Annotated in this window: 23 protein-coding genes and 2 tRNA genes; all 25 read right to left on the reverse strand. The window is 66.2% G+C overall.

Annotation, left to right across the window (positions count from 1 at the left end; all coding sequences use genetic code 11):
* Positions 1-359: 359 nt before the first annotated feature.
* Positions 360-2,468, reverse strand: coding sequence for a polyribonucleotide nucleotidyltransferase (gene pnp, locus AC23D6_RS12230; protein WP_487749532.1), 2,109 nt, complete (start codon positions 2,466-2,468; stop codon positions 360-362).
* A 182-nt stretch (positions 2,469-2,650) separates the two neighbouring features.
* Positions 2,651-2,911, reverse strand: a complete 261-nt coding sequence (gene rpsO / locus AC23D6_RS12235) for a 30S ribosomal protein S15 (protein WP_487749533.1) — start codon at positions 2,909-2,911, stop codon at positions 2,651-2,653.
* 151 nt (positions 2,912-3,062) lie between these two features.
* Entirely contained in the window at positions 3,063-4,010 is a 948-nt protein-coding gene (gene truB / locus AC23D6_RS12240; RefSeq protein WP_487749534.1) for a tRNA pseudouridine(55) synthase TruB, read from the reverse strand.
* Positions 4,011-4,145: 135 nt separating this feature from the next.
* The gene (gene rbfA / locus AC23D6_RS12245) at positions 4,146-4,517 is read right to left on the reverse strand and encodes a 30S ribosome-binding factor RbfA (protein ID WP_487749535.1); all 372 of its coding nucleotides are present in this window, start codon (positions 4,515-4,517) and stop codon (positions 4,146-4,148) included.
* A gap of 120 nt (positions 4,518-4,637) precedes the next feature.
* Entirely contained in the window at positions 4,638-7,286 is a 2,649-nt protein-coding gene (gene infB / locus AC23D6_RS12250; RefSeq protein ID WP_487749536.1) for a translation initiation factor IF-2, read from the reverse strand.
* 127 nt (positions 7,287-7,413) lie between these two features.
* Positions 7,414-8,925, reverse strand: coding sequence for a transcription termination factor NusA (gene nusA, locus AC23D6_RS12255; RefSeq protein WP_487749537.1), 1,512 nt, complete (start codon positions 8,923-8,925; stop codon positions 7,414-7,416).
* 3 nt (positions 8,926-8,928) lie between these two features.
* A complete protein-coding gene (gene rimP / locus AC23D6_RS12260) occupies positions 8,929-9,540 on the reverse strand; it encodes a ribosome maturation factor RimP (RefSeq protein WP_487749538.1) in 612 nt (203 codons plus the stop codon).
* A gap of 179 nt (positions 9,541-9,719) precedes the next feature.
* A tRNA-Met gene (locus tag AC23D6_RS12265) sits at positions 9,720-9,796 on the reverse strand.
* A gap of 129 nt (positions 9,797-9,925) precedes the next feature.
* Positions 9,926-11,389: an NADH-quinone oxidoreductase subunit NuoN gene (nuoN, locus tag AC23D6_RS12270; protein ID WP_487749539.1), complete on the reverse strand. Its 1,464-nt coding sequence runs from the start codon at positions 11,387-11,389 to the stop codon at positions 9,926-9,928.
* Positions 11,390-11,398: 9 nt separating this feature from the next.
* Positions 11,399-12,910: an NADH-quinone oxidoreductase subunit M gene (locus tag AC23D6_RS12275; protein WP_487749540.1), complete on the reverse strand. Its 1,512-nt coding sequence runs from the start codon at positions 12,908-12,910 to the stop codon at positions 11,399-11,401.
* Positions 12,911-12,971: 61 nt separating this feature from the next.
* The gene (gene nuoL / locus AC23D6_RS12280; protein ID WP_487749541.1) at positions 12,972-15,206 is read right to left on the reverse strand and encodes an NADH-quinone oxidoreductase subunit L; all 2,235 of its coding nucleotides are present in this window, start codon (positions 15,204-15,206) and stop codon (positions 12,972-12,974) included.
* A 16-nt stretch (positions 15,207-15,222) separates the two neighbouring features.
* Positions 15,223-15,528 (reverse strand): NADH-quinone oxidoreductase subunit NuoK, encoded by a 306-nt coding sequence (gene nuoK, locus AC23D6_RS12285; RefSeq protein WP_056881218.1) that lies wholly within the window; start codon positions 15,526-15,528, stop codon positions 15,223-15,225.
* A complete protein-coding gene (locus AC23D6_RS12290; protein WP_487749542.1) occupies positions 15,525-16,178 on the reverse strand; it encodes an NADH-quinone oxidoreductase subunit J in 654 nt (217 codons plus the stop codon). The genes nuoK and AC23D6_RS12290 overlap by 4 nt, the downstream gene beginning before the upstream one ends.
* Before the next feature lie 10 nt (positions 16,179-16,188).
* Entirely contained in the window at positions 16,189-16,677 is a 489-nt protein-coding gene (gene nuoI / locus AC23D6_RS12295; protein ID WP_162108528.1) for an NADH-quinone oxidoreductase subunit NuoI, read from the reverse strand.
* Between the two features lie 3 nt (positions 16,678-16,680).
* A complete protein-coding gene (nuoH, locus tag AC23D6_RS12300; protein ID WP_487749543.1) occupies positions 16,681-17,772 on the reverse strand; it encodes an NADH-quinone oxidoreductase subunit NuoH in 1,092 nt (363 codons plus the stop codon).
* Positions 17,769-20,003, reverse strand: coding sequence for an NADH-quinone oxidoreductase subunit NuoG (gene nuoG / locus AC23D6_RS12305; RefSeq protein ID WP_487749544.1), 2,235 nt, complete (start codon positions 20,001-20,003; stop codon positions 17,769-17,771). The genes nuoH and nuoG overlap by 4 nt, the downstream gene beginning before the upstream one ends.
* Positions 20,000-21,370 (reverse strand): NADH-quinone oxidoreductase subunit NuoF, encoded by a 1,371-nt coding sequence (nuoF, locus tag AC23D6_RS12310; protein ID WP_487749545.1) that lies wholly within the window; start codon positions 21,368-21,370, stop codon positions 20,000-20,002. The genes nuoG and nuoF overlap by 4 nt, the downstream gene beginning before the upstream one ends.
* Positions 21,371-21,374: 4 nt before the next feature.
* Positions 21,375-21,902 (reverse strand): NADH-quinone oxidoreductase subunit NuoE, encoded by a 528-nt coding sequence (nuoE, locus tag AC23D6_RS12315; RefSeq protein WP_093490623.1) that lies wholly within the window; start codon positions 21,900-21,902, stop codon positions 21,375-21,377.
* Entirely contained in the window at positions 21,899-23,203 is a 1,305-nt protein-coding gene (locus AC23D6_RS12320) for an NADH-quinone oxidoreductase subunit D (RefSeq protein WP_487749546.1), read from the reverse strand. The genes nuoE and AC23D6_RS12320 overlap by 4 nt, the downstream gene beginning before the upstream one ends.
* Positions 23,200-23,940 carry an NADH-quinone oxidoreductase subunit C gene (locus AC23D6_RS12325; protein WP_487749547.1) on the reverse strand — a complete coding sequence of 247 codons (741 nt, stop codon included), beginning with the start codon at positions 23,938-23,940 and terminating at the stop codon, positions 23,200-23,202. Before AC23D6_RS12325 ends, AC23D6_RS12320 begins: the two co-directional genes overlap by 4 nt.
* Positions 23,941-23,982: 42 nt before the next feature.
* Positions 23,983-24,537: a NuoB/complex I 20 kDa subunit family protein gene (locus AC23D6_RS12330; RefSeq protein ID WP_056881209.1), complete on the reverse strand. Its 555-nt coding sequence runs from the start codon at positions 24,535-24,537 to the stop codon at positions 23,983-23,985.
* Positions 24,528-24,884, reverse strand: coding sequence for an NADH-quinone oxidoreductase subunit A (locus AC23D6_RS12335; protein WP_487749548.1), 357 nt, complete (start codon positions 24,882-24,884; stop codon positions 24,528-24,530). Before AC23D6_RS12335 ends, AC23D6_RS12330 begins: the two co-directional genes overlap by 10 nt.
* A 376-nt stretch (positions 24,885-25,260) precedes the next feature.
* Positions 25,261-25,345: transfer RNA gene (locus AC23D6_RS12340), tRNA-Leu, on the reverse strand.
* Between the two features lie 43 nt (positions 25,346-25,388).
* Positions 25,389-25,841: a preprotein translocase subunit SecG gene (gene secG / locus AC23D6_RS12345; RefSeq protein WP_487749549.1), complete on the reverse strand. Its 453-nt coding sequence runs from the start codon at positions 25,839-25,841 to the stop codon at positions 25,389-25,391.
* Between the two features lie 57 nt (positions 25,842-25,898).
* Positions 25,899-26,657, reverse strand: a complete 759-nt coding sequence (tpiA, locus tag AC23D6_RS12350; RefSeq protein ID WP_487749550.1) for a triose-phosphate isomerase — start codon at positions 26,655-26,657, stop codon at positions 25,899-25,901.
* Positions 26,658-26,730: the final 73 nt, after the last annotated feature.

The following is a 26,730-nucleotide window of genomic DNA, read 5'->3' on the forward strand; positions in this document are numbered from 1 at the left end:
TCGACCGCATGACGGCCATCGGCGCGCGCATGAAGACGCTGTGTCCTGCGCTATCGCGCATGGCGTGAATGCTTCTCCCCGCTTGCGGGGAGAAGGTGGCCGAAGACCGGATGAGGGGCGACGAAGCCAACACGCTCAAAGCGACGGCGGGAACAACGAACAAGGCGATGGAAGAAGCGCACTCGATGCGTTGCGCGCCATGAACGATCTCAGCTCCGGCTGCCCCTCACCCGCCTTCGGCACCCTCTCCCCGCCCGCCGGGAGAGGGTGGAGCCACACTTCTCAAGGTCCATGCGCGCGACAAAGAAAAAGCGGGCCGAAGCCCGCTTTTCCGTTATCGCGTGGCGCTGTCGTGCGGCTTATTCGGCCGACACGCCCTCGCCTTCTTCCACGGCCTTGATCGACAGGCGGATGCGGCCCTGCTTGTCGACCTCCAGCACCTTGACCTTCACCACGTCGCCTTCCTTCAGCTTGTCGCTGACCTTCTCCACGCGCTCGCTGGAGATCTGGGAGACGTGCACCAAGCCATCCTTGCCCGGCAGGATGGTGACGAACGCGCCGAAGTCCATGATCTTGGCGACCTTGCCTTCGTAGATGCGGCCCGGCTCGACGTCGGACGTGATCTGCTCGATGCGGGCCTTGGCGGCCTGCGCAGCAGCGGCATTGACCGAGGCGATGACGATGGTGCCGTCGTCCTGGATGTCGATCTGGGTGCCGGTTTCCTTGGTGATGCCCTGGATGGTCGCACCGCCCTTGCCGATCACTTCGCGGATCTTGTCCGGGTGGATCTTGATGGTCAGCAGGCGCGGGGCATACTCGGACAGTTCGGCGCGCGGCGTGGTCAGCGCGTTCGACATTTCGCCGAGGATGTGCAGGCGACCCTGCTTGGCCTGGGCCAGCGCGGCGCGCATGATTTCCTCGGTGATGCCGTCAATCTTGATGTCCATCTGCAGGGCGGAGATGCCCTCGGCGGAACCGGCCACCTTGAAGTCCATGTCGCCGAGGTGGTCTTCGTCACCCAGGATGTCGCTGAGCACGACGTAGCGATCGCCTTCCTTCACCAGGCCCATCGCGATGCCCGCGACCGGCGCCTTCACCGGGACGCCGGCGTCCATCAGCGCCAGCGAGCTGCCGCAGACGGAGGCCATCGACGAGGAACCGTTGGACTCGGTGATTTCCGAGACCACGCGGATGGTGTACGGGAACTCTTCCATCGACGGCATCACGGCCAGCACGCCGCGCTTGGCCAGACGGCCGTGGCCGATCTCGCGGCGCTTCGGCGCGCCGAAACGGCCGCACTCGCCCACCGAGAACGGAGGGAAGTTGTAGTGGAACAGGAAGTGTTCCTTGTACTCGCCGGAGACGGCGTCGATGATCTGGCCGTCGCGCGCGGTGCCCAGCGTGGTGACCACGATGGCCTGCGTCTCGCCACGGGTGAACAGCGCCGAGCCGTGGGTGCGCGGCAGCACGCCGGCCTTCACGGCGATCGGGCGCACGGTGTCCAGCGCACGGCCGTCGATGCGGATCTTGGTGTCCAGCACGGAGTCGCGCATGGTGCGGTACTCCAGCTCGCCGAATTCCTTCGACAGCTCGGCCTTGTCCCAGCCTTCGGATTCGATGCGGCCGGCCAGCTGCTCGGTCACGTCCTTCTTGATCGCGGCGATGGCGTCGCGGCGCTGCAGCTTGTTGTGGATCTTGAACGCATCGGCGAGGTTGCTGCCGACGGCTTCCTTCAGCGCGGCGATCAGGGCGGTGTTCTTCGCCGGGGCGACCCAGTCGGACGGCTTGGTGCCGGCTTCGACGGTCAGCTCGTTGATGGCGTTGATGACCTTCTGCATTTCGCGGTGACCGAAGGTCACGGCGCCGAGCATCACGTCTTCGGACAGCAGGGCCGCCTCGGATTCCACCATCAGCACGGCGCCGCTGGTGCCGGCGACGACCAGCTCAAGCTGCGAGTCCTTCAGCTCGGTGGCGGTCGGGTTGAGGATGTACTGGCCGTCCTTGTAGCCGACCTTGGCGGCGCCGATCGGGCCCTGGAACGGCGTGCCGGCCAGCGACAGCGCGGCGGATGCGCCGATCAGGGCCGGGATGTCGCCGTCCACTTCCGGGTTCAGCGAGATCACCTGGGCGATGATCTGGACTTCGTTCTTGTAGTCCTCGGGGAACAGCGGGCGGATCGGGCGGTCGATCAGGCGCGAGATCAGCGTTTCCTTCTCGGTCGGACGGCCTTCGCGCTTGAAGAAGCCGCCGGGGATGCGGCCGCCGGCATAGAACTTCTCGACGTAGTCGACGGTGAGCGGGAAGAAGTCCTGCCCTTCGCGCGCGCTCTTGGCGGCGACGGCGGTGACCAGCAGTACGGTGTCGTCGACGTTGACGATGACGGCGCCGCTGGCCTGGCGTGCGATTTCGCCGGTCTCCAGGGTGACGGTGTGTTTGCCGTACTGGAAGGTTTTGGTGATCTTTGCCACGTGGGTTCCTTGGGGATGCCTTGTTCGGTTGGACCGCGCACGACCCTTGTCGCGCGGGGCTGGCCGGGGGTGCCGGCCGGTGGTTCAGCGTGTGCGGACCCGGTGCGGTCCGCGGTTACAGCGCATTCCATTCCCTGAAATGCAAACCGCGGCGCATCTCTGCGCCGCGGCGGGGTGTTGCATCAGCGACGCAGACCGAGCTTCTCGATCAGGGTCTTGTAGCGCTCGTTGTCTTTCTTCTTCAGATAGTCGAGCAGGCTGCGGCGGCGGTTCACCAGCTGCAGCAGACCACGACGGCTGTGGTGGTCCTTCTTGTGGGTCTTGAAGTGGCCGCTCAGGTGTTCGATGCGGGCGGTCAGCAGGGCGACCTGGACTTCCGGGGAGCCGGTGTCGTTCGCGCCGCGCGCGTTATCGGCAATCACTTTCTGGGTATCGATGGACATGATGTTCTCTCGTTGGATGCGTGACCTGCAGGAACGCGGGCTGTCCTCCGCGCGCACCGCCTGGTTCGCCGTTCATGAAGCAAAAGGATGGGAAACCGCCGGTGAAAACCGGCGGCGTAGTGTAGCCGCCAGGGCCTTGTGAAACAAGGTTTTATTGGCTGCGGCCGGGCGACGCCGCAGCGTGCGCGGTCCAGGTGAACAGGCGCTGCGGCGACAGCACGCCCGCTGGATCGACCGTCGCCAGCCCCAATATCCGGCCCTCAGGTCCATGCACGGCCACAGGACCCTCGCTAGGCGGCTGCCCGCGCAGGCGTTGTCCCTGCCCCAGCCGGCGCGCGCCCTCGGCGTCCACGTCGACCCGCGGGAAGCCGGCCAAGCCGGCCTCGATCGGCAGCAGGCAGGCATCGAGCGCGGCTTCCCCACCCTCCGCCGCCAGCGCCTGCAGGGCCTCGAGGGTGAACATGCGCGGATGTCTGAACGGTTCCACCCAGAGCCGCCGCAGTGCGCCGACGTGGGCTCCGCAGCCCAGGGCTTCGCCCAGGTCGCGGACCAGGCTGCGCACATAGGTGCCCGAGCCGCACTCCACCCGCAGCGCGATGCGGCCGGGCGTGAGGTCGAGAATCTCGAACGCATGCACCTCGACCTCGCGCTCGGGGGCTTCGATCGCCTCGCCCCGGCGCGCCTTGGCATACAGCGGCTCGCCGCCCTGCTTGAGCGCCGAATAGATGGGCGCACGCTGGCGGATTCGGCCCAGCAGGGGCGCGAGCGCCGCGCGCACGCTCGCCTCGTCCAGCGCAGGTGCGGGGCGCTCGCGCAGCGGCGCGCCATCGGCATCGTCGGTATCCGTCGTGGTGCCCAGGATGGCCACCGTGTCGTAGGCCTTGCGCGACCCGAGCAGCAGGCCGGCGATCTTGGTCGCCTCGCCGAAGCACAGCGGCAACAGGCCGGTGGCCAGTGGATCCAGGCTGCCGGTGTGGCCGCCCTTCTCGGCACGGAACAGGCGGCGGGCCAGTTGCAGGGCGGCGTTCGAGCTCATGCCCTGCGGCTTGTCCAGCAGCAGCAGGCCATCGAGGCGGCGGAAGTGGGTGCGTCCTGCCATACGGTTCCTAGGGTACGTCGTTTGGCTGGGGGCCGCTGAACCGTAGAGTCGAGCTTGCTCGACTCCCACTCGTCGCCGACGTGGGACGCATGGCCGGAAAGCAGCGGAGCAAGCTCCGTTCTACGGCATGACGTATCAGGGTTCGTCGTCGGACTCGGGTGCCGGCGGGTTGTCGCGCAGCAGGGTCTCGATGCGCTCGCCGCGATCGACCGAGTCGTCGTAATGGAAGTGCAGCTCCGGCACGTGCCGCATCTTCACGCGGCGCGCCAGTTCCATGCGCAGGCCCCAGGCGAGCTCCTTCAGGCCTTTGACTGCCTCGGCGGAACGTTCCGGCATCAGCGCGGTGACGAACACCTTGGCATGCGCCATGTCGCGGGTGACTTCCACGTCCGACACGCTGACCGACGGCAGGCCGTGCTCACGCACGGCTTCGTGCACCAGCGTGCCCAGCTCTCGACGGAGCTGGGCGGACACGCGGTCGGTGCGGTGGAAGGACTTGGTGGGCATTGAGCGAGGAGTGAGCGGAGAGGAGTGAGAAGTGAGGTAGGACAAAAGCGGCGGTAGCGAGTGGAGGTTCGTCGGCGTGGCTTTCGTTCACTCCTTACTCCTTTCCACTCACTCCTTGCCTCACAGCGTGCGCTGCACTTCGATGCGCTCGAAGCACTCGATCTGGTCGCCCGGCTGCACGTCGTTGTAAGCCTTCACGCCGATGCCGCACTCGGTGCCGTTACGCACTTCGTCGACGTTCTCCTTGAAGCGGCGCAGCGATTCCAGTTCGCCTTCGAACACCACGGTGCTGGCGCGCAGCACGCGGATAGGCTTGTTCCGCTTGACCACGCCCTCGACCACCATGCAGCCCGCGACCGCACCAAACTTGGAGCTGCGGAACACGTCGCGCACTTCGGCGATACCGATGATCTCTTCGCGGATCTCCACGCCCAGCAGGCCGGAGGCCACCTGCTTCACCTGATCGATCACGTCATAGATGATCGAGAAGTAACGCAGGTCCACGCCATTGGATTCGATGATGCGGCGCGCGGAGGCGTCGGCACGCACGTTGAAGCCGATGACGGTCGCCTTGGAGGTGACCGCGGAGTTGGCGTCGGACTCGGTGATGCCGCCCACGCCGGAGCTGATGATGTTGATGCGGATCGATTCGTTGGACAGCGCGGTCAGCGAATGGCGCAGCGCTTCCACCGAACCCTGCACGTCGGCCTTGATGATCAGGTTCAGGCTGAGCTGGCCCTCGCCCTTGCCCAGCTGCGCCATGATGTCTTCCATGCGGCTGCCGGCGGACTGGACCAGGCGCGATTCGCGGCGCTTGGCATCGCGTTGCTGCGCCACGTCCTTGGCCAGGCGCTCGTCGCCGACGACGACGAAATCGTCGCCCGCTTCGGGCACGCCCGACAGGCCGAGCACCTGCACCGGGATGGACGGACCGGCCGACGGCGGCTGGCCGCCGGTTTCGTCGAACAGCGCGCGCACGCGGCCGTACTGGATGCCGCACACCAGGTAGTCGCCCTTCTTCAGGGTGCCCTGCTGCACCAGCACCGTCGCGACCGGACCGCGGCCCTTGTCCAGCGAGGACTCGATGACCACGCCGCTGGCACGGCCTTCTTCCACGGCCTTCAGCTCCAGCAGTTCGGCCTGGATGGAGATGGCATCCAGCAGGTTGTCCACGCCCTGGCCCGTCTTGGCCGAGATCTCGACCATCTGGGTGTCGCCGCCGAATTCTTCGGCCACGACTTCCTCGGCCAGCAGCTCGTTCTTCACGCGCAGCGGGTCGGCGTCGGACTTGTCGATCTTGTTGACGGCCACGATCAGCGGCACCTTGGCCGCCTTGGCGTGCTGGATGGCCTCGCGGGTCTGCGGCATGACGCCGTCGTCCGCGGCCACGACCAGCACCACGATATCGGTCAGCTTGGCACCGCGGGCGCGCATCGCGGTGAACGCCGCGTGGCCCGGGGTATCCAGGAAGCTGATGACACCCTTCGGCGTCTCCACGTGGTAGGCGCCGATGTGCTGGGTGATGCCGCCGGCCTCGCCACTGGCGATCTTGGTGCGGCGGATGTAGTCCAGCAGCGAGGTCTTGCCGTGGTCGACGTGGCCCATGATGGTGACCACCGGCGGACGCGCGACCTTTTCGCCCTGCTGCTCTTCCGAGTGGGCCAGCAGTTCGTTCTCGACGTCGTTGGCGTCGGCACGCACGGCCTTGTGGCCGAGCTCTTCGGTGATCAGCGCGGCGGTGTCGTGGTCGATGGTCTGGGTGATGGTGGCCATCACGCCCATCTTGAACAGCGCCTTCACCACGTCGCCGCCCTTCAGCGCGAGCTTCTGCGCCAGGTCGGCCACGGTAATGGTTTCGCCGATCGCGACTTCACGCACGATCGGGGCCGTCGGACGTTCGAAACCGTGCGCACCGCCGCCACCGCGGCTCTGCTCATGGCGACGCTGCGGCTTGGGCTTGCCACGCGAGGCGCCCCGGCGAGCACGATCGGCCGCCGACAGGTGCAGCTGGCCGGCGAAGCGGCTGGTGTTGTCGTCGTCCTCGACGCCGGCCACCATCGCGTGCGACCCGCGGGTCTTGTGCTTGGCGGCGGCGGTATTGTTGCGATCGTCGGTGCGCGGCGGATCCTTGCGCACGACCATCTTCGGCACGTGGTGCCCCGGCGTACCCGGCTTGGCCGGACGCGGCGCTTCGTCGCCATCCACGGCCACGGCGCCGGCCGCCAGCGCGGCAGCCTCGGCATCGGCCTGCGCACGCGCAGCCTCGGCTTCGGCGCGGGCAGCGGCTTCTTCCTGGCGACGGCGCTCGAGCTCCTCGGCCCGCTTGGCGTCTTCCTGGGCCAGGCGCTGCTGTTCGTCGAGGTTGCGCTGGCGGGATTCCTCCAGCTTGCGCAGGATCTCGGCGCGCTCCGGATCGGCTTCGTTCTGCCAGTTGGTCGCGGCGGACTCGGCGTCGGTCGGCTTGACGTAGGTGCGCTTCTGGCGGACCTCGACGTTGACCGTGGTCTTGGTACGGCCGGCGGCGACGGTCACTTCCTGCACCTTGCGGCGGGCCAGGGTGATCTTCTTGGGCGCGGCATCATCCGCGGCGCTCTCGGTCTTGCCGTGCGAGCGCTTGAGGAAGCCGAGCAGCTTCACTTTTTCCATGCTGGTCACGACCTGGTCGGGACCGCTGAAGCTCATGCCGGCCTCGGCCAGCTGCTCCAGCAGTTTCTCGACCGGCGTATTGACCAGTTCGGCGAGCTTGCGGATGGTGGTTTGCTGCGACATTCGGATCCTAGGTTCTGTGTTGCGCCCCTCCAACCCAGAAGGGAACGCGGATTCTAAGCCCTGCGGGTGCCAGGGCGGTGTTCATCGCCGGCTCATGCGCCGCGGTCCAGGCGGGCCCCGGTGGCGCTCACGCACCACGCTCCAAACGGGCAATCTCATCGGCACGCGCGGCCAGGATCAGCGCGGCGGCGCGCGCTTCGTCCAGCCCCTCGATGCCGAACTCGACCACTTCGTCGGCGGCCAGGTCGGACAGGTCCTCGCTGGTGCGGACGCCATGCGAGGCCAGCGCGAACGCGGTTTCCTCGTCCATGCCGTCCAGGGCCAGCAGGTCCTCGGCCGGCTGGTTCTCCTCCAGGCCCTCTTCCTCGGCCAGCGCCTCGTTCAGCAGCGCGTCGCGGGCGCGCGAGCGCAGCTCCTCGACGATGTCCTCGTCGAAGCCTTCGACGGCCAGCAGTTCGCCGACCGGAACGTAGGCGATTTCCTCGACCGTGCTGAAGCCTTCGGCGACCAGGATGGCGGCGATCTCGTCGTCCACTTCCAGCCTGTCCATGAACAACTGGCGGGCGACGGCCTGCTCGGCCTCGCTCTTGGCCTGGACCTGGTCGGCGGTCATGACGTTGAGCTGCCAGCCGGTCAGGCGGCTGGCCAGGCGCACGTTCTGGCCGCCCTTGCCGATCGCCTGCGCCAGGCGGTCTTCCGCCACGGCCAGGTCCATCGAATGCTTTTCTTCATCGACGATGATCGACTGCACCTCGGCCGGCGCCATCGCGTTGATGACGAAGGTGGCCGGGTTGTCGTTCCACAGCACGATGTCCACGCGCTCGCCGTTGAGCTCGTTGCTCACGGCCTGGACGCGCGAACCGCGCATGCCGATGCAGGCGCCGATGGGATCGGTGCGGGTGTCGTGCGCGAGCACGGCGATCTTGGCGCGGTCGCCCGGATCACGCGCGCAGGCCTTGATCTCGACCAGGCCCTGGCCCACTTCCGGCACTTCGAGCTTGAACAGTTCGATCATGAACTCGGGCGCCGCGCGGCTGATGAACAGCTGCGGGCCACGCGGTTCGTAGCGTACGTCGAACAGGTAGCCGCGGACGCGGTCGCCGGCGCGCAGCACGTCGCGCGGGATGCCCTTGTCCTTCGGGATGAAGGCCTCGGCATTGCCGCCCAGGTCCACGTAGATGTTGCCGCGCTCGGCGCGCTTGACCACGCCGGTCACCAGCTCGCCCACGCGGTCCTTCCACGCATCGACCACCTGCGCGCGCTCGGCCTCGCGGACGCGCTGCACGATGACCTGCTTGGCGGCCTGCGCCGCGATGCGGCCGAAGTCCGGGTTTTCGATCTTCTCTTCGATCCAGTCGCCGACCTCGGCGCCTTCGGCCTCGTCCTCGGCATCCATCAGGCGGATCTGGCGGTCCGGCGATTCCATCACCACGTCGTCGGCCACGACTTCCCAGCGACGGAACGTCTCGTAGCTGCCGTCCTTGTGGTCGATGGTGACGCGCACAGACACGTCCTGATCCAGGTAGCGCTTCTTGGCGGCGGACGCCAGCGCGGCCTCGATGGCATCGAAGATGACTTCGCGCGGCACGCCCTTCTCGTTCGCCACCGCGTCAACGACCAGCAACAATTCCTTACTCATTGATCACTCCGCGCGCGGCTTGCGGGCCGCCGGTTGGTTGGGTTTTTTCTTGGCTTGCTTCGCCGGCGCGCGCTTGGCGTCGCCGGCCTTGGCAGCGGCCTTGCGGCCGCCACCGGGTTTCTCGGGCGCCAGGCCCAGCGCCGCCCAGTCGGGGACCAGGCGCGCCTTGTCGATATTATCGAACGCCACCTTCAGCTCGGTGCCGTCGACGGTGAACACGATATCGCCGTCTTCGATCCGGGTGATCACGCCCTGCAGGCGGCGACGACCCTCCTGCGGCAGCTTCATGACCACCTTGGCCGATTCGCCGAGGAAGCGCGCGTAGTGGGCCAGGCTGAACAGCGGACGGTCCACGCCGGGCGAGGACACTTCCAGCGTGTAGTTGCCGGTGATCGGATCTTCGACGTCCAAACGGGCGGAAACCTCGCGGCTCACCGCTTCGCAATCGTCGATGTTGACGTGGCGGGTGGCGCGCTCGGCTTCCTGCACGTCGATGTACAGGCGCAGCGTGGCGCCGCCGGACGCCGGCAGGTACTCGATGCCGAGCAGCTCGAGCCCCAGCGACTCGACGGTCGGGGCCAGCAGTTCGGCGATGTGGTGGGCCTTCTCGCTCACGGGGGTCTACGCCATGCAGTCGTGGATGCGGATCGGTGACGCCAGAAACGACAAGGGGCCCGGCGGGCCCCTTGTCCGATAACGCTGGATGTCGGTGCAACGACGGGAACATGCGTCGTTGCGTGCCCGAGTTGCCCGGAACATCGGATCGGGAAACCCGATCGATGAGCCGGAAAACTTGGTAGCGGGGGCAGGATTTGAACCTGCGACCTTCGGGTTATGAGCCCGACGAGCTGCCAGACTGCTCCACCCCGCAGCAGAAGCGAAATTATGATGAATACGCCGCGGCTTTGCAAGCCTTGGCGTGCACCTCAATGAGGCATCGCGTTCATCACGCGTTGCCGGCGGCACGCTGCCGGCGAAGGAAACGCCTGTTTTTCGGGCCTCAGCCGGCGAACGCCAGCTTGCACCACGCCATGATCGGGTTCCAGGCGATGCCCAACGCCAACAAGCCCAGCGCGTTCACGCCGAACACCAGCGGCACCACGCGATCGGCGCGCGGCGGCGGCACTTCGCCCACCGGCTCGTCGAAATACATCACCTTGATGACGCGCAGGTAATAGAACGCGCCGATCACTGCGCACAGAACGCCCAAGATCGACAGCCACAGGAAGCCGCCGTTCACCGCGGCGCCCAGCACCACCAGCTTCGCCCAGAAGCCCAGGAACGGGGGGATGCCGGCCAGCGACGCCATCACGCACAGCACCAGGCCGGCCTGCCAGGGGTTGCGGGCGTTCAGCCCCTTGAAGTCGTCGATCCTGTCGGCCTCGAACCCCTGGCGCGACAGCACGATGATGGCGCCAAAGGCGGCCGCCGACATGATCGCGTAGCTGATCGCATAGAACAGCGCGGCCGCGTAACCGACCTCGCCGCCCCCGGCAAAGCCGACCAGCAGGAAGCCCACGTGCGACACCGTGGAGTACGCCAGCATGCGCTTGAGGTTGGTCTGCGCGATGGCAATGACGTTACCGATCACCAGCGAGGCGGCAGCCAGGCCCGCCAGCAGCCACTGCCACTGCGCCGCGGCCGGGCCCACGCCGTCCTGCAGCAGGCGGAATGCCATGCCGAAGGCCGCCAACTTGGGCGCCGCGCTGATGAACAGCGTCACCGGCGTCGGGGCGCCCTGGTAGACGTCAGGCAGCCACATGTGGAACGGCGCCGCGCCCAGCTTGAACGCCACGCCTGCCACCATGAACACCACGCCGGTCAGGAGCAGCAGGCGCTGCTCGCCGCCGCCGGCGAGCGCGTCGCCCGTGGCCTGGAAGATCGCTGGCAGGTGCAGCGAACCGGTCGCGCCATACACCAGCGACATGCCGTACAGCAGCAGGCCGGAGGCGAGCGAACCGAGCACGATGTACTTCATCGCCGCTTCGGTCGACAGCCCGTCGTCGCGGTTCAGGGCGACCAGTGCGTACGAGCACAGGGCCAGCAGTTCCAGGCCCAGGTACATCATCACCAAGCTGCCGGCGGACACCATCATCATCATGCCGGCGGTGGCGAACATCACCAGCACCGGCGCCTCGCCCGGATACAGGTTGCGCTCGCGCAGGTAGGGCCAGCCGTATACCAGCGAGAGCGCGCTGATCGCGACGATCACGACCTTGCTGACGTCGGCCAGGGTGTCGCGCACGAACATGCCGCTGAACACGCTGCCCTGCCCGCCCACGCCGGTCGCCAGCATCCAGACCACCGCGGCCATGATGACCAGCGTCAGCGCGTGGGTGATGACCCGACGGGAATTATCGAGGAACAGGTCCAGCATCAGCAGCGCGAACGCGCCCGCGATGAGGGTCAACTCGGGCAGCAGCGGCTGCAGGTCGGCGGCGGAGATGGGCATCGGCGTCGTCATGGTTCGTCCTTACAGCTTGCTGTTGGCGAGCTGCATCGCCAGTTGCGCGATCGACGGCTCCATCAGGTCGGTCAGCGGCTTGGGATACACGCCCAGCGCCAGCACACACGCCGCGAAGCCGCCCAGCACCACCGCCTCGCGCAGGGAGATGTCTTTCAGTTCGGCCACGTGCGCGTTCGCCACGTCGCCCAGGATCACGCGCTTCACCAGCCACAGGGTGTAGGCGGCGCCGATCACTAGGGTGGCGGCGGCGAAGAACGCGATCAGCGGGTGCTGCTGGAACGCGGCCAGGATCACCATGAACTCGCCGACGAAACCGCTGGTACCCGGCAGGCCGGAGTTGGCCATGCCGAACAGGATGAAGAACGCGCCGAACCACGGCATCGTGTTGATGACGCCGCCGTAGTCCTTGATCATGCGGGTGTGCATGCGGTCGTACAGCACGCCGACGCAGGTGAACATCGCGCCCGAGATGAAGCCGTGGCTGATCATCTGCACCATCGCGCCCTGCAGGCCGAGGCGGGCACCGTCGAGATTGCCGTAATCGCGCACCAGGGTGAAGGCGACGAAGATGCCCAGGGTGACGAAGCCCATGTGCGAGACCGACGAATAGGCGATCAGCTTTTTCATGTCGTCCTGCACCAGCGCCACCAGGCCCACGTAGACCACGGCGATCAGCGACAGCACGATGACAAAGGTCGACCACTCATGGCCGGCATCCGGCACGATCGGCAGGCTGAAACGCAGCAGGCCGTAGCCGCCGATCTTCAGCGCGATCGCCGCCAGGATCACCGAGCCGGCGGTCGGTGCTTCGACGTGCGCATCCGGCAACCAGGTGTGCACCGGGAACATCGGGATCTTCACCGCGAAGGCGATGAGGAAGGCGAAGAACAACCAGGTCTGCTCTTTCGCGGTCAGCGGCATTGCGTACAGGTCGGCCAGCTGGAAGCTGCCGCCCTTGATGTACAGATACACCAGGCCGACCAACATCAGCACCGAGCCGAGGAACGTGTACAAGAAGAACTTCAACGACGCGTAGATGCGGCGCGGCCCGCCCCAGACGCCGATGATCAGGAACATCGGGATCAGCATCGCCTCGAAGAACACGTAGAACAGCACCGCGTCGCTGGCGGCGAAGATGCCGTTGGTCAGGCCCTCGAGGATCAGGAACGCCGCCACGTACTGGGCCACGCGCTTGTTCACCGAACCCCACGCACCCGCCAGCGTCAGCACCGTGATCAGCGTGTTGAGCAGCAGCAGCGCCACGGCGATGCCATCGGCGCCAAGGTTGTAGTGGATGTCGAAGCTCGGGATCCAGGCGTGGCTCTCGACGAACTGCAGGCCCGGGTTGGCGTAGTCAAAGCCACTCAGCAGGCCCAGGCTGAACACGAAAGTCAGCACCGCCACCGCCAGGCTCAGCCAACGGGCCGCGCCCGCGCGGGCGTTGCCGAGCGCGAGCACCAGCGCGCCACCCAGGATGGGCAGCCAGATCAGAACACTAAGCAGGGGCCAGTTCGACACGTTGTGGTATCCGTTGAGTTCTTCGCCAGGACGTTCCGTTGAATCGGACTACGTCAGGTCGTTACTGCCAAAACTTGATGACCGCGCCCAGCAGCAGGATCAGGCCGATGATCATCGCGAACGCGTAGTGGTACAGGTAGCCGGACTGGGTCTTGCGCAACAGCTGCGCCCCCAGGTCGACCAGCTTCGCCGTGCCGTTGACCGCCGCGCCATCGATGACATGACTGTCGATCGCACGGGACACCTGGCCGAGCTTCACGCCACCGCCGGCGAATCCGTTGATCCACAGGTGGTCGGCCCAGTACTTCTTGTCCAGGATGTTGGTCAGGAAGGCGCCCACCGGGCTGTGGCGGATCTTGCCCGGCAGTTCCGGCTTGAGCAGGTACAGGAAGGTCGCCAGCGCAAAGCCGCCGAAGGCCAGCCACAGCGCGGGGGTCTGCACGCTGTGAAGCGCGAACTTGATCGCACCGTGCCATTCCGGCAGGAGCGCCATCACCGTATCGCGCGGGGACGTCGCCAACGATGGATCGAGGCGAATGAAATCGATCGCACCCTGGAAGAACGGCGTCACCAGATGATGGGCGTCGTTCCAGGAGGTGCCGAACAGCATCGGGCCGGCAGTGAACATGCCGATCAGGATGGACGGGATCGCCAGCAGCACCAGCGGGACCGTCACCACCCACGGCGACTCGTGGGGCTCATGCGGTCCGTGGTGGCCATGATCGTCGTGACCATGCTCCTCGTGTGCGTGGCCGTCATGCGCATCGTGCCCGTGGGCATGGTCGTCGTGCGCATCGCGGAAGCGTTCCTTCCCGTGGAAGGTCAGGTACAGCAGGCGGAAGCTGTAGAAACTGGTCACGAACACGCCCAGCAACACCGCCCAGTAGCCGTACGTCGCGATCCACTCGCTCGGCCCTTGGTAGCCCTGGGCCGCCATCACGCCCATTTCGGACATCTTCTCGCCCAGCTCGTGCGCCACCTCGTGATGGTGGTGCGCCGCTTCGATAATGACGTCCTTCGAGTAGAAGCCCGAGAAGAACGGCGTGCCGACCAGGGCCAAGGTGCCGATCAGGCTGGTGATCCAGGTGATCGGCATGTACTTGCGCAGGCCGCCCATCTTCCGCATGTCCTGCTCGTGGTGCATGCCGATGATCACCGAGCCCGCGGCCAGGAACAGCAGCGCCTTGAAGAAGGCGTGCGTCATCAGGTGAAACACGGCCGCCGAGTAGGCCGACACACCCAGCGCCACCGTCATGTAGCCCAGCTGCGACAACGTGGAGTAGGCCACCACGCGCTTGATGTCGTTCTGCACGATGCCGATCAAGCCGGTGAACAGCGCAGTCGTCGCACCGATGAACAGCACGAAGTCGAGCGCGGTTTGCGACAGCTCGAACAGCGGCGACATGCGCGCCACCATGAAGATGCCGGCGGTCACCATCGTCGCGGCATGGATCAGCGCCGAGATCGGGGTGGGGCCTTCCATCGAATCCGGCAGCCAGACATGCAGCGGCACCTGTGCCGACTTGCCCATGGCACCGATGAACAGGCAGATGCAGGTCAGCGTGGCCATCGACCAGACAACCGGCTGATCGAGCAGCTGCGTGGTGTGCCCGAACAGGGTTACAGCGCCCGACCACACCGGCACGGCCTTGCCGGCGAGCAGCGTGGCGTTGGCGAACACCGTGGCGTAGTCCAGCGTACCGAACATCAGCAGCACGCAACCGATACCCAGCAGGAAGCCGAAATCGCCGACACGGTTGACCAGGAACGCCTTCATGTTGGCGAAGATCGCCGTCGGGCGCTTGAACCAGAAACCGATCAGCAGATAGGACACCAGGCCCACCGCTTCCCAGCCGAAGAACAGCTGCAGGAAGTTGTTGCTCATCACCAGCACCAGCATGCTGAAGGTGAACAGCGAGATGTAGCTGAAGAACCGTTGGTACCCCGGGTCCTCGGCCATGTAGCCGATGGTGTACAGATGGACCAGCAGCGACACGAACGTCACGACGACCATCATCATCGCCGTGAGCTTGTCGATCATGAAACCGACGTGGCCGGCGTAGTTGCCGACCTCGAAGAACGTGTAAAGGTTCTCGTTGAACGGCGACGCGCCCTGCACCACCAGCTGATACAGCACCCAGCACGACAACGCGCAGCTGACCGCCACGCCCAGGATGGTGGCGGTGTGCGCGCCAGCGCGGCCCACCACCCGGCCGAACAGGCCGGCGATGATCGAGCCCAGCAGCGGCGCCAGCACGATGGCCAGCAGCACGTTCTTGGAGAGGAGGACTTCCATACCGGTCATCGGTGCATCAGCCTTTGAGCGTATCGACTTCGGCCACGTTGATCGTGCGCCGCGTGCGGAACAGGGTGACCAGGATCGCCAGGCCGATGGCGGCCTCGGCCGCGGCCACAGTGAGGATGAAGAACACGAAGATCTGCCCGGCGGCGTCGCCCAGCTCGCGCGAGAACGCGACGAAGTTGATGTTGACCGACAGCAGCATCAGCTCGATCGACATCAGCAGGACGATGACGTTCTTCCGGTTGAGGAAGATGCCCGCCAGGCTGATGCAGAACAGCACCGCGCCGAGCGCCAACAGATGGCCTACGGAAATCATGCCTTGCCCTCCCCTTCCACCGGCGCGCTGGCCGGCACGTCGCGTACCGGCTTCTCGGCGGGCATCGACACCATGCGGATGCGGTCGCTGGCCTTCACTCGCGACTGCTCAGCCGGGTCCTGCGTCTTGGTGCCGGTGCGCTTGCGCAGCGTCAGCATCACCGCGGCCACGACGGCGACGGTCAGGATGACGGCCGCGAACTCGAACGGCAGCAGGAATTCGGTAAACAGCGTGCGCGCCAGCCACGCGGTATTGGAGACGTCGGCCGCCGCGGACGCGGCGTTGTCCGGGAACGGCGTGGCGGTGCGCGCCTTGATGCCGATCAGCACCAGCATCTGGCCCAGCATCACCACGGCCACCAGCAGGCCGATCGGCAGGAACTTCACCCAGCCTTCGCGGATCTTCACGATGTCGATGTCGAGCATCATCACCACGAACAGGAACAGCACCATCACCGCGCCCACGTAGACGAGGATCAGGGCCACGCCCAGGAACTCGGCGCCCACCAGCAGCCACGTGCAAGCCACCGAGAAGAACGTCAGGATGAGGCACAGCACGGCATGCACCGGGTTGCGCACGCTGATCACCGCGCCGGCGGCAATGACCGCGACGGAGGCGAAAGCGTAGAAACTGATCAGGACCCAATCCATGCTTCGGACCTCAACGGAAGGCGGCGTCGGCGGCGCGGCGCTCGGCGATCTCGGCTTCCAGCCGGTCTCCGATCGCCAGCAGCTGCGGCTTGGTGACGATGTTCTGCCCGCGCTTGTCGAAGTGGTACTCCAGCACGTGCGTTTCTACGATCGAGTCCACCGGGCAGCTCTCTTCGCAGAAGCCGCAATAGATGCACTTGAACAGATCGATGTCGTAGCGCGTGGTGCGGCGGGTACCGTCTTCGCGCGGGGCCGAATCGATGGTGATCGCCAATGCGGGGCACACGGCCTCGCACAGCTTGCACGCGATGCAGCGTTCCTCGCCGTTCGGATAGCGGCGCAGCGCATGCAAGCCGCGGAAGCGTGGCGACTGCGGGAACTTCTCCATCGGGTACATCAGCGTGTACTTCGGCTTGAAGGTGTACTTCAGCGTCAGCCACAGGCCCTGGAGCAGTTCCAGCAGCATCAGGCTCTTGAAGTAGTGCACAACCTTGCTCATGTCTTACACACCCTTCTCGAACACGCCGAAGAACACCAGCAACGCCGTCACCGCGATCCAGAAGATCGTGAGCGGAATGAACACCTTCCAGCCCAGGCGCATGATCTGGTCGTAGCGGTAACGCGGGAAGCTGGCGCGGAACCAGATGTAGGCGCTGGCGAAGAACAACACCTTCAGCAGCAGCCAAGGCCAGCCGCCGGTCCAGATCCAGTTGATCCAGGGCGACACGTCGGCGGTGATCCAGCCCTGCAGCGGGCTCAGCCAGCCACCGAGGAAAAACAGCGACACCAGGAAGCTGACCAGGATCATGTTGGCGTATTCGGCCAGGAAGAACAGCGCGAACGCCGCGCCCGAATACTCCACCATGTGGCCGGCCACGATTTCTGATTCGCCTTCCACCACGTCGAACGGCGAGCGGTTGGTTTCGGCGACGCCAGACACCCAGTAGACGATGAAGAGCGGGAACAGCGGCAGCCAGAACCACTCGAAGAAGCCGGCATTGCCTGCCTGCGCCATCACGATGTCGGTCAGGTTCAGGCTGCCGGCGGCGATCAGCACGCCCACCAGCGCGAAGCCCATCGCGATCTCGTAGCTGACGACCTGCGCGGCCGAGCGCATCGCGCCCAGGAACGCGTATTTCGAGTTCGACGCCCAGCCTGCGATGATGATGCCGTAGACGCCCAGCGACGTCATCGCGAGCAGGTACAGCAGGCCGGCATTGGCGTTGGAGAGCACCAACTGGTAGTCGAACGGCACCACCGCCCACGCCGCGAACGCCGGCGCCAGCACGATCAGCGGCGCGATCACGTACATCGCCTTCTGCGCGCTGCTGGGCTGGATGATTTCCTTGAACAGCAGCTTGAAGACGTCGGCGAAGGCCTGGAACAGACCCATGCCCACGTACATCGGCCCGTGGCGCACGTGCATCCAGCCGATCAGCTTGCGCTCCCACACCACGTAGAACGCGACCGAGATGATCACCGGCATGGCGATCACCAGGATCTTCAGCACGATCCACAACACCATGCCGATGTCGCCCAGCCCGAAGAACCACTCGCGCAGCGGGCCAACGGCGTTGATCAACAGTTCGTTCATGCGCTCACCACCGTCACGCGTCCGGCACCCAGCGGAGCCGTGGCGCCGTAACCACTTTCGATCCAGGCCGCGCCCGCGGCGACGCGGGCATCCACCACCACCGGCAGCGCCGCGGTGCCGATGCCGTTGCCGACCTTGGCCACCTGGCCGTCGGCCACGCCGGCAGCTTGTGCATCGGTCGGATTGAGAACGATGCGCGCGCCGGTGTTCAGCGGATGCGCCTGCAGCGCTTCCGCACGGCGGACCGTTCCGTCGGTGCGGTAGATCGCGGCGCTGACCGCCAATTCCAGTCCCTGGCCCTGCGCGGCAGGCGCCGCCGAGGTGGCCACGGATACGGCCTTGGGATGGGCGATGGCGTCGCGCATGCCCGCCACATCGGCGAACTCGAAGCCGGCCAGTTGCAGCTCCCCGCCCAGCGCGCGCAGCACCCTCCAACCCTCGCGCGCTTCGCCCGGCAGCTTGCCGGCGGCCTGCGTATGCTGGGCCTTGCCATCGAGATTGGTCAGCGTGGCCTCGATCTCCGGCAGCGCGCCGATCGGCAGGATCACGTCGGCCACGTCGCGCGTGGACTTGCAGGCGAAGTGGCTGAACGCCACCACTTTCGCCGAGACCAGTGCCTTGGTGGCGGCCGGCGTGTCGGCGAAATCCAGGCCCGGCTCGATGCCGTAGATGATGTAGGCGTTGCGCGGCTCGGCGAACATGCCCGCTACGTCGCGGCCGCTCGGCAACACGCCTTGGCGCGCCAGACCGACGGCGTTGGCTCCCTGCGGGATGCGGCATAGCGAAGCGCCGGTCGCGGCGGCGAACTCACTGGCAGCCGCACGCAGCGCGGCGGCCTGCGGGTGATTCTCGGCGATGCCGCCGACGACCACGACCGCACGATTGCCAGCCTTGGCGACGTCGCGCAGTGCGGTGTCGTTGAGCGCGCCCCCCAGTTGCGACGGCGCCACGATGTGCTTGCCGGCGATGCTGAAGGCGAAATCGAAGTCGACCGGATTGACCACGTGCACCTTGGCGCCCTTGCGGACGGCCTTGCGGATGCGCTGGTGCAGCAGCGGCAGCTCGTGACGAATGTTGGTGCCGAACAGCACGATGACATCGGCCTGTTCGATCTCCGCCAGCGGCAACGCGAACGGCTGGGCGACCGCGCCATCGGAGAAGTCACGGTTGTTGATGCGGTGATCCAGGTTGCCCGTGCCGAGGCCGTCGGCGAGCTTCGCCAGCAGGCCACCCTCCTCGTTCGACACCGCCGGATGCACCAGCACGCCAAGGCTGTCGCCGCGGTTCGCGCGCAGGATCTCGGCGGCCGCGGCCAGTCCTTCGGCCCAGGAGACTTCGCGCCACTCACCGTTGACCTTCTGCAGCGGCTTCACCGCGCGGTCGTCGGCATACAGGCCCTGGTGCGAATAACGGTCGCGGTCGGACAGCCAGCATTCGTTGACGGCTTCGTTCTCGCGCGGGACGGTGCGCAGCACCTGGCCCCGGCGCGAGTGATAGAACACGTTGGAACCCATCGCATCATGGAAACCGACGGATTCGCGTGCGATCAGTTCCCACGGACGGGCGCGGAACTGGAACACCTTGTTGGTCAGCGCACCCACCGGACACACGTCGATGACGTTGCCGGAGATTTCGGTGGTCAGCGGCTTGCCGTCGTAGGTGCCGATCTGGAGGTTCTCGCCACGGTACATGCCGCCCAGCTCATACGTGCCGGCGATGTCCGCGGTGAAGCGCACGCAGCGCGTGCACTGGATGCAGCGGGTCATCTCGGTGGCGACCAGCGGACCGATGTCCTCGTCCGGCACCACGCGCTTGCGCTCCTGGAAACGGCTGACCGAGCGGCCGTAGCCCAGCGAGAGATCCTGCAGTTCGCATTCGCCGCCCTGGTCGCAGATCGGGCAATCCAGCGGGTGGTTGATCAGCAGGAATTCCATCACGTTGCGCTGCGACTTCAACGCCTTGTCGCTGCGCGTGGCGATCTTCATGCCGTCCATCACCGGCGTGGCGCAGGCCGGCGCCGGCTTCGGCATCTTCTCGACTTCCACCAGGCACATGCGGCAGTTGGCGGCGATCGGCAGCTTCTCGTGGTAACAGAAGCGCGGGATCGGGATGCCGGCCTTGTCGGCGGCCTGGATGATCATCGAACCCTTCGGCGCGGCCAGCTCCTGCCCGTCGATGAAGACGGTGACGTGGTCCGGCGGCAGGTTTGGATTTACGGGCTGCGCACTCACGCGGCCACCTCCAGGTTGGAACGGACCACCGTGCCGTCGCGCTCGTCATCGACGAGGAAACGCTTGTTGATGATCGCGTATTCGAATTCGTGCCAGAAATGGCGCAGCATGCCCTGCACCGGCCACGCGGCGGCTTCGCCGAACGCGCAGATGGTGTGGCCTTCGATCTGGCCCGCCGCCGCGCGCAGGGTCTGCAGGTCCTCGAGCGTGGCCTTGTGCTCGGCCACGCGGGTCAGCATGCGGTACATCCAGCCGGTGCCTTCGCGGCACGGCGTGCACTGGCCGCAGCTTTCCTTGTAGTAGAACCGCGCGATGCGCTGGCACGCACGCACCATGCAGGTGGTGTCGTCCATCACCACGACGGCACCGGAACCCAGGCCGGAGCCGGCTTTCTGGATGCTGTCGTAGTCCATCGTCAGGCCCATCATCACTTCGCCGGGCAACACCGGCATCGAGGACCCACCCGGAATGACGGCCTTGAGCTTGCGGCCTTCACGCATGCCGCCGCACAGCTCGAGCAGCTCGGCGAACGGCGTACCCAGGCGGATCTCGTGGTTGCCCGGCTTCGCGACGTGGCCGGAGACCGAAAATATCTTGCAGCCGCCGTTGTTGGGCTTGCCCAGGTTCATGAACCACTCGGCGCCATTGCGCACGATGGCGGGCACCGACGCGTAGGTTTCGGTGTTGTTGATCGTGGTCGGCTTGCCGTACAGGCCGAAATTGGCCGGGAACGGCGGCTTGAAGCGCGGCTGGCCCTTCTTGCCTTCCAGCGACTCCATCAGAGCGGTTTCTTCGCCGCAGATGTAGGCGCCCGCGCCGAGCGCGTTGTACAGGTCGATGTCCACGCCCGAGCCGAGGATGTTCTTGCCCAGCCAGCCGTGCTTGTAGGCTTCGGCGGTGGCTTCTTCCAGGTGCTCGAACGGTTCGTGGTGGAACTCGCCGCGCAGGTAGTTGTAGCCCACGGTCGAACCGGTGGCGTAGCAGGCGATCGCCATGCCCTCGATCACGGCATGCGGGTTGTAGCGCAGGATGTCGCGGTCCTTGGCGGTGCCCGGCTCGGATTCGTCCGAATTGCAGAGGATGTACTTCTGCATGTCGCCCTTGGGCATGAAGCTCCACTTCAGGCCGGTCGGGAAGCCCGCGCCGCCGCGGCCGCGCAGGCCGGACTGCTTGACCATCTCGACGACGTCGGCCGGCGGGATCTTCTCTTCGATGATCTTGCGCAGCGCGGCGTAACCGCCGGTCTTGAGGTAGTTCTCGTACGACCAGGGCTTGTCGAAGTGCAGCGTGGTGTAGACGGCCTGGTGCTCCTTCGGAGCGGGACCGACCGGGCCGTAGCCTTCGGAATAGTGAGAATGGCCTGCCATGCGCTTACTCCAAACCGTCCAGCAGCTCGTCGACCTTCGCCGGCGTGAGATTCTCGTGGTAGTGGCCGTTGATCACGACCACCGGCGCGCCGCAGCACGCGGCCACGCACTCTTCTTCGCGCTTCAGGTACACGCGGCCGTCGGCGGTGGATTCGCCCAGCTTGCAGCCCAGCTTTTTCTCCGCGTGCGCGACCAGGTCCTGCGCGCCATTGAGCCAGCAGCTGATGTTGGTGCAGAAGGCGACGTTGTTGCGGCCGACCTTCTCGGTCTCGAACATCGAGTAGAAACTGGCGACCTCGTAGGCCCACACCGGCGGCAGGTCGAGATACTTGGCGACGGCAGCGATCAGTTCGTCGGTCAGCCAGCCTTCGTTCTGCTCCTGCGCGGCATGCAGGCCCTGCAGCACCGCGGAACGCTTGCGGTCCGGCGGGAACTTGGTCAGCCAATGATCGATGTGCGCGCGCGTCTTGTCGCTCAACGCCACCAGCGGATCGACGTTCTGCGCCGCTTCGAAATTACCCGTGGCCCTCATCGGTCCACCTCACCAAATACCAGGTCATAAGTGCCGATCATCGCGACGACGTCGGGGAGCATGTGGCCGCGCACGATCTCGTCCATCGAGGACAGGTGCGCGAAACCGGGCGCGCGCAACTTCACGCGGAACGGTTTGTTGGCGCCGTCCGACACCAGGTAGCAGCCGAACTCGCCCTTCGGCGCCTCGACCGCGGCATAGGTCTCGCCGGCCGGCACGCAGTAGCCTTCACTGAACAGCTTGAAGTGGTGGATCAGCGCTTCCATGTCGTCCTTCATCTCCTCACGGGAGGGCGGAGCGACCTTGAAGTTCTGCACCATGACCGGGCCGGGATTGGCCTTCAGCCACTTCACGCACTGCTGGATGATGCGGTTGGACTGGCGCATCTCGGCGACGCGGACCAGGTAGCGGTCATAGCAGTCGCCGTTGACGCCGACGGGGATGTCGAAGTCGACCGCGTCGTACTTCGCGTAAGGCTGCTTCTTGCGCAGGTCCCAGGCGATGCCGGAACCGCGCAGCATGGCGCCGGTCATGCCCCAGGCGCGGGCCTGCTCCGGCGCGACCACGCCGATGCCGACGGTACGCTGCTTCCAGATGCGGTTGTCGGTCAGGAGCGTCTCGTACTCGTCGACGCGCTTGGGAAACTCGTTGGTGAAATCTTCCAGGAAGTCCAGCAGCGAGCCTTCGCGCGCCTGGTTTAACTGCTTCAGCGCCTTGCCCTTGCGCCAGGGCGATTCCTTGTACTTCGGCATCCGGTCCGGCAGGTCGCGATAGACGCCGCCGGGACGGTAGTAAGCCGCGTGCATGCGCGCACCGCTGACGGCCTCGTAGCAGTCCATCAGCTCTTCGCGCTCGCGGAAGGCATACAGCATGACCGCCATCGCGCCGAGGTCGAGCGCGTTGGAGCCGACCCACATCAGATGGTTCAGGATGCGGGTGATTTCGTCGTACATCGTGCGGATGTACTGAGCGCGCTCCGGCGCCTCGATGCCCATCAGGGTTTCGATGGCGCGCACGTAGGCGTGCTCGTTGCACATCATCGACACGTAGTCCAGGCGATCCATGTAACCGATCGACTGGTTGAACGGCTTGGATTCGGCCAGCTTCTCGGTGCCCCGGTGCAGCAGGCCCACGTGGGGATCGGCGCGCACGATGGTCTCGCCGTCCATTTCCAGGATCAGGCGCAGCACGCCGTGCGCGGCAGGATGCTGCGGGCCGAAGTTCAACGTGTAGTTGCGAATTTCCTGCTTCGCTTCGGCAGGATTGCTCGCGAACGCGGTACCGGATTGCGGATTGCTCATGCCTTGCCCTCACGCGCTGCCGTCTGTGAAGCGGCGAGTTCACCGGCGGCGGTCTGGTAGCGCGCATCGTCGCGGATCACGCGCGGCACGCCGACGCGCGGCTCCACCGAGGTGACCGGCTCGTAGACCACGCGCTTCTTCTCTTCGTCGTAGCGCACTTCGACGTTGCCGATCAGCGGGAAGTCCTTGCGGAACGGATGGCCGACGAACCCGTAATCCGTCAGGATGCGGCGCAGATCCGGGTGGCCTTCGAAAATGATGCCGTACAGGTCGAACGCCTCACGCTCGAACCAGTTCAGGCCCGGCCACACGTCGCTCACCGAGGTCACCACCGGCAGGCCGTCGTCGGGCGCGAAGCAGCGCACGCGCAGGCGACGGTTGTGCTGGTACGACAGCAGGTGCAGGACCACGGCGAAGCGATTCGGCCGGGCAGCGTCGCGCGGACGCTGCTCCCAGCTGAAACGGCCTGGACCGAAGCCTTCCACGCCGCGGCTGAAACCTTCGGACGAGACGTCGGCGGTGTCCCACTCGGCGCTGCCATAGCCCAGGTAGTCCACGCCGCTGACGTCGACGGCCTGCTCGAAGCCGAACTCGTCGCGCAGCGCGAGCGCCACCGCATGCCAGGAGGCGGACGGCACTTCCAGGGTGACTTCGCCGCGCGGCTCGGCGACGCTGACCGTCGCGTCGGCGAAACGCGCGCGCAACCGGTCGGTGAAGTTTGCAGCTTGCTCAGCCATGGGGCGTGGCGTGCTCTAGAAAGGGAACGGGGGAAAGACGGATCAGCGCGCGATGGTCTGCGTGCGCCAGATCTTCTTCTGCAACTGCAGGATGCCGTACACCAGCGCTTCGGCCGTGGGCGGGCAACCGGGCACGTAGACGTCCACGGGCACGATGCGGTCGCACCCACGAACCACCGAATACGAGTAGTGGTAGTAGCCGCCACCGTTGGCGCAGCTGCCCATCGAGATCACCCACTTCGGGTCGGGCATCTGGTCGTAGACCTTGCGCAGCGCCGGCGCCATCTTGTTCACCAGCGTGCCGGCCACGATCATCACGTCGGACTGGCGCGGCGACGGGCGGAACACCACGCCATAGCGGTCCAGGTCCAACCGCGACGTGCCCGCGTGCATCATCTCCACCGCGCAGCAGGCCAGGCCGAACGTCATCGGCCACATCGAGCCGGTGCGCGCCCAGTTCATCAGCGCGTCCACGCTGGTGGTGACGTAGCCCTTTTCCAGCAGCGGATTGTCGCCCTCGGGGCGCAGGATGTCGTCCACCCGCCCTTCCGGGATCGGGTTGTTCATCAGACGATCGACGGTCTGGATCACTCCCATTCGAGCGCTCCCTTCTTCCAAACGTAAACGAAGCCGAGGAACAGCATGCCCACGAAGAGGCCCATCGTGACCAGCGCACGCGGACCCAGCTCCTGGAACACCAGCGTCCACGGAACAATGAAGATGATTTCCAGATCGAAGACGATGAACTGGATGGCGATCAGGTAGTAACGCACGTCGAACTTCATGCGCGCGTCTTCGAAGGCTTCGAAGCCGCATTCGTACGGAGACAGCTTCTGCATGTCCGGCCGACGCGGACCGAGGAAGCGTCCGGCCACCATCAGCGCGATGCCGATGCCGGTGGCGACGACCAGGAACAACAGGGTGGGCAGGTAATTGGCCAGCACTCGCTTGTCTCTTCTTGTCCTTTCCGCCCGGCCGCATGCGACTGCGTCCGGGCCTGAACGGGGCTCGCGCCATCGGCCGGGGCCCGGCATTCGCCGTGGCCCTGGCCAGCGGCGCAGGGGCATCGGGACTTCCGTACGGCCCGGAGCCCGACGGCACATCCATCTGGTCGCACCGGTGCGTACCGCACCGATCCGCCCTCCGCGGGCCCCCTTCCGCAACACGTACCGGGTGCCCGATGAATCGACGGGATTGTAACGGTTGGTGAACTTGGTAGTAAACGATTACCGGCACGCATCGTCGTTCGCAGACCCACAAAAAACCCGCCTTGCGGCGGGTTTTTCACCAGTTCCGCGCGGTGGCGGTCCTGTTTGCTGCTGGTGCCCAAGAGGGGACTCGAACCCCTACGACTTTCGTCGCTACCACCTCAAGGTAGTGCGTCTACCAATTCCGCCACCTGGGCTTTGAAACCTGCGCGGCTGCGCGCCGCATCATTGTAACCGTGCTCAGCCGCCCTGCGGCGGCGTCACCGGCGCCTGCTGATCGCTGGCGGCCGGCGCGGGCGCGGCTTCCTGCGGGGCAGCGGGCGCGGTACCGGCGGGCGCCGGCGCCTGGATCGGGGTGCTCGGCACGGTCGACGGCTTGGGCAGTTCGCCCACCGGGGCTTCGGGCGCCGCCGGCAACTGCGACATCACGCCGAGGTTCTGCTGGGTGGTCGGGCGCGCACTGTGGGTCGCGTACCAAGCCATGAACAGGCTGATGCCGAAGAACGCCACGGCCAGCCACTTGGTGCTCTTGGACAGGAAGTTGGACGCGCCACGCGCGCCGAACACCGTGCCCGACGCACCGGCGCCGAAGCCGGAACCAGCCTGTGCGCCCGAGCCGCGCTGCATCAGCACCAGCGCGATGATCGCGATGGCCACCAGCACGTACACCACATTAAGGATCAACATCCACATCGGATTCAGTCTCGACCGGTTGAATCGCCGAGCCCCCACGGGCCGGCGTTGCCAGGGTCACCCCCGGCCGGCCGCCGCTTGCGCGATGGCCAGGAAATCCCGGGCGACCAGGGAAGCGCCGCCCACCAGCCCTCCATCGACATCGGGCTGCGCGAACAGTTCCGCGGCGTTGTCGGGCTTTACACTGCCTCCGTAAAGGAGGGTCAGCGAATCGGCGATTCTAGCATCGCGCGCGGCCACTTCGCCACGGATGAAGGCGTGCACCGCCTGCGCTTGCGCCGGCGTGGCGGTCAGGCCCGTGCCGATCGCCCAGACCGGCTCGTAGGAAATCACCGCGTCGGCGAACGCCTGCGGGCCGGCGGCATCGAACACGGCTTCGAGCTGCTTCAGGATGCGGAACTCGGTCTGGCCGTCCTTGCGCTGCTGCTCGGTTTCGCCCACGCAGAGCACAGGGATCAGGCCGGCGTTCTTCGCGGCGACGAACTTGCGGGCCACGAACTCGCTGCTCTCGTTGTGGTACTGGCGGCGCTCGGAATGGCCGATCAGGCCGTAGCGCGCGCCCACGTCGACCAGCATGGAGGCCGACACTTCGCCGGTGTAGGCGCCCTTTTCGTTGCTGCTCACGTCCTGCGCACCGAATGCGACGCCGCGGTCCCCGTAGTCTTCGATCAACTCGCCGAGGTAAGGCAGCGGCGGCAGGACCAGCAGGTCCACGCCGTCCAGCGGGAGGCCGGCAACCAGCTCGTCCATCAGCGCGGTGGCGAAACCGCGGTTGCCGTGGAGCTTCCAGTTACCCGCCACGAGCTTGCGACGCATAAGACCAATTCCTGTCCAGTTCGGGGCGCGCAGTCTAACGGATGTTGGCCGGCGCACCTACCGCGCACGGTAT

This window comes from Pseudoxanthomonas sp. G3 (assembly GCF_057654715.1).

Excerpts from the sequence above, each read along its gene's own strand:
- rpsO (WP_487749533.1), bottom strand. The coding sequence starts at position 2,911 with ATGTCCATCGATACCCAGAAAGTGATTGCCGATAACGCGCGCGGCGCG.
- truB (WP_487749534.1), bottom strand. The coding sequence starts at position 4,010 with ATGGCAGGACGCACCCACTTCCGCCGCCTCGATGGCCTGCTGCTGCTG.
- rbfA (WP_487749535.1), bottom strand. The coding sequence starts at position 4,517 with ATGCCCACCAAGTCCTTCCACCGCACCGACCGCGTGTCCGCCCAGCTC.
- infB (WP_487749536.1), bottom strand. The coding sequence starts at position 7,286 with ATGTCGCAGCAAACCACCATCCGCAAGCTCGCCGAACTGGTCAATACG.
- nusA (WP_487749537.1), bottom strand. The coding sequence starts at position 8,925 with ATGAGTAAGGAATTGTTGCTGGTCGTTGACGCGGTGGCGAACGAGAAG.
- nuoN (WP_487749539.1), bottom strand. The coding sequence starts at position 11,389 with ATGACGACGCCGATGCCCATCTCCGCCGCCGACCTGCAGCCGCTGCTG.
- nuoL (WP_487749541.1), bottom strand. The coding sequence starts at position 15,206 with ATGGAAGTCCTCCTCTCCAAGAACGTGCTGCTGGCCATCGTGCTGGCG.
- nuoK (WP_056881218.1), bottom strand. The coding sequence starts at position 15,528 with ATGATTTCCGTAGGCCATCTGTTGGCGCTCGGCGCGGTGCTGTTCTGC.
- AC23D6_RS12290 (WP_487749542.1), bottom strand. The coding sequence starts at position 16,178 with ATGGATTGGGTCCTGATCAGTTTCTACGCTTTCGCCTCCGTCGCGGTC.
- nuoI (WP_162108528.1), bottom strand. The coding sequence starts at position 16,677 with ATGAGCAAGGTTGTGCACTACTTCAAGAGCCTGATGCTGCTGGAACTG.
- nuoH (WP_487749543.1), bottom strand. The coding sequence starts at position 17,772 with ATGAACGAACTGTTGATCAACGCCGTTGGCCCGCTGCGCGAGTGGTTC.
- nuoF (WP_487749545.1), bottom strand. The coding sequence starts at position 21,370 with ATGGCAGGCCATTCTCACTATTCCGAAGGCTACGGCCCGGTCGGTCCC.
- nuoE (WP_093490623.1), bottom strand. The coding sequence starts at position 21,902 with ATGAGGGCCACGGGTAATTTCGAAGCGGCGCAGAACGTCGATCCGCTG.
- AC23D6_RS12320 (WP_487749546.1), bottom strand. The coding sequence starts at position 23,203 with ATGAGCAATCCGCAATCCGGTACCGCGTTCGCGAGCAATCCTGCCGAA.
- AC23D6_RS12325 (WP_487749547.1), bottom strand. The coding sequence starts at position 23,940 with ATGGCTGAGCAAGCTGCAAACTTCACCGACCGGTTGCGCGCGCGTTTC.
- AC23D6_RS12330 (WP_056881209.1), bottom strand. The coding sequence starts at position 24,537 with ATGGGAGTGATCCAGACCGTCGATCGTCTGATGAACAACCCGATCCCG.
- secG (WP_487749549.1), bottom strand. The coding sequence starts at position 25,841 with ATGTGGATGTTGATCCTTAATGTGGTGTACGTGCTGGTGGCCATCGCG.
- tpiA (WP_487749550.1), bottom strand. The coding sequence starts at position 26,657 with ATGCGTCGCAAGCTCGTGGCGGGTAACTGGAAGCTCCACGGCAACCGC.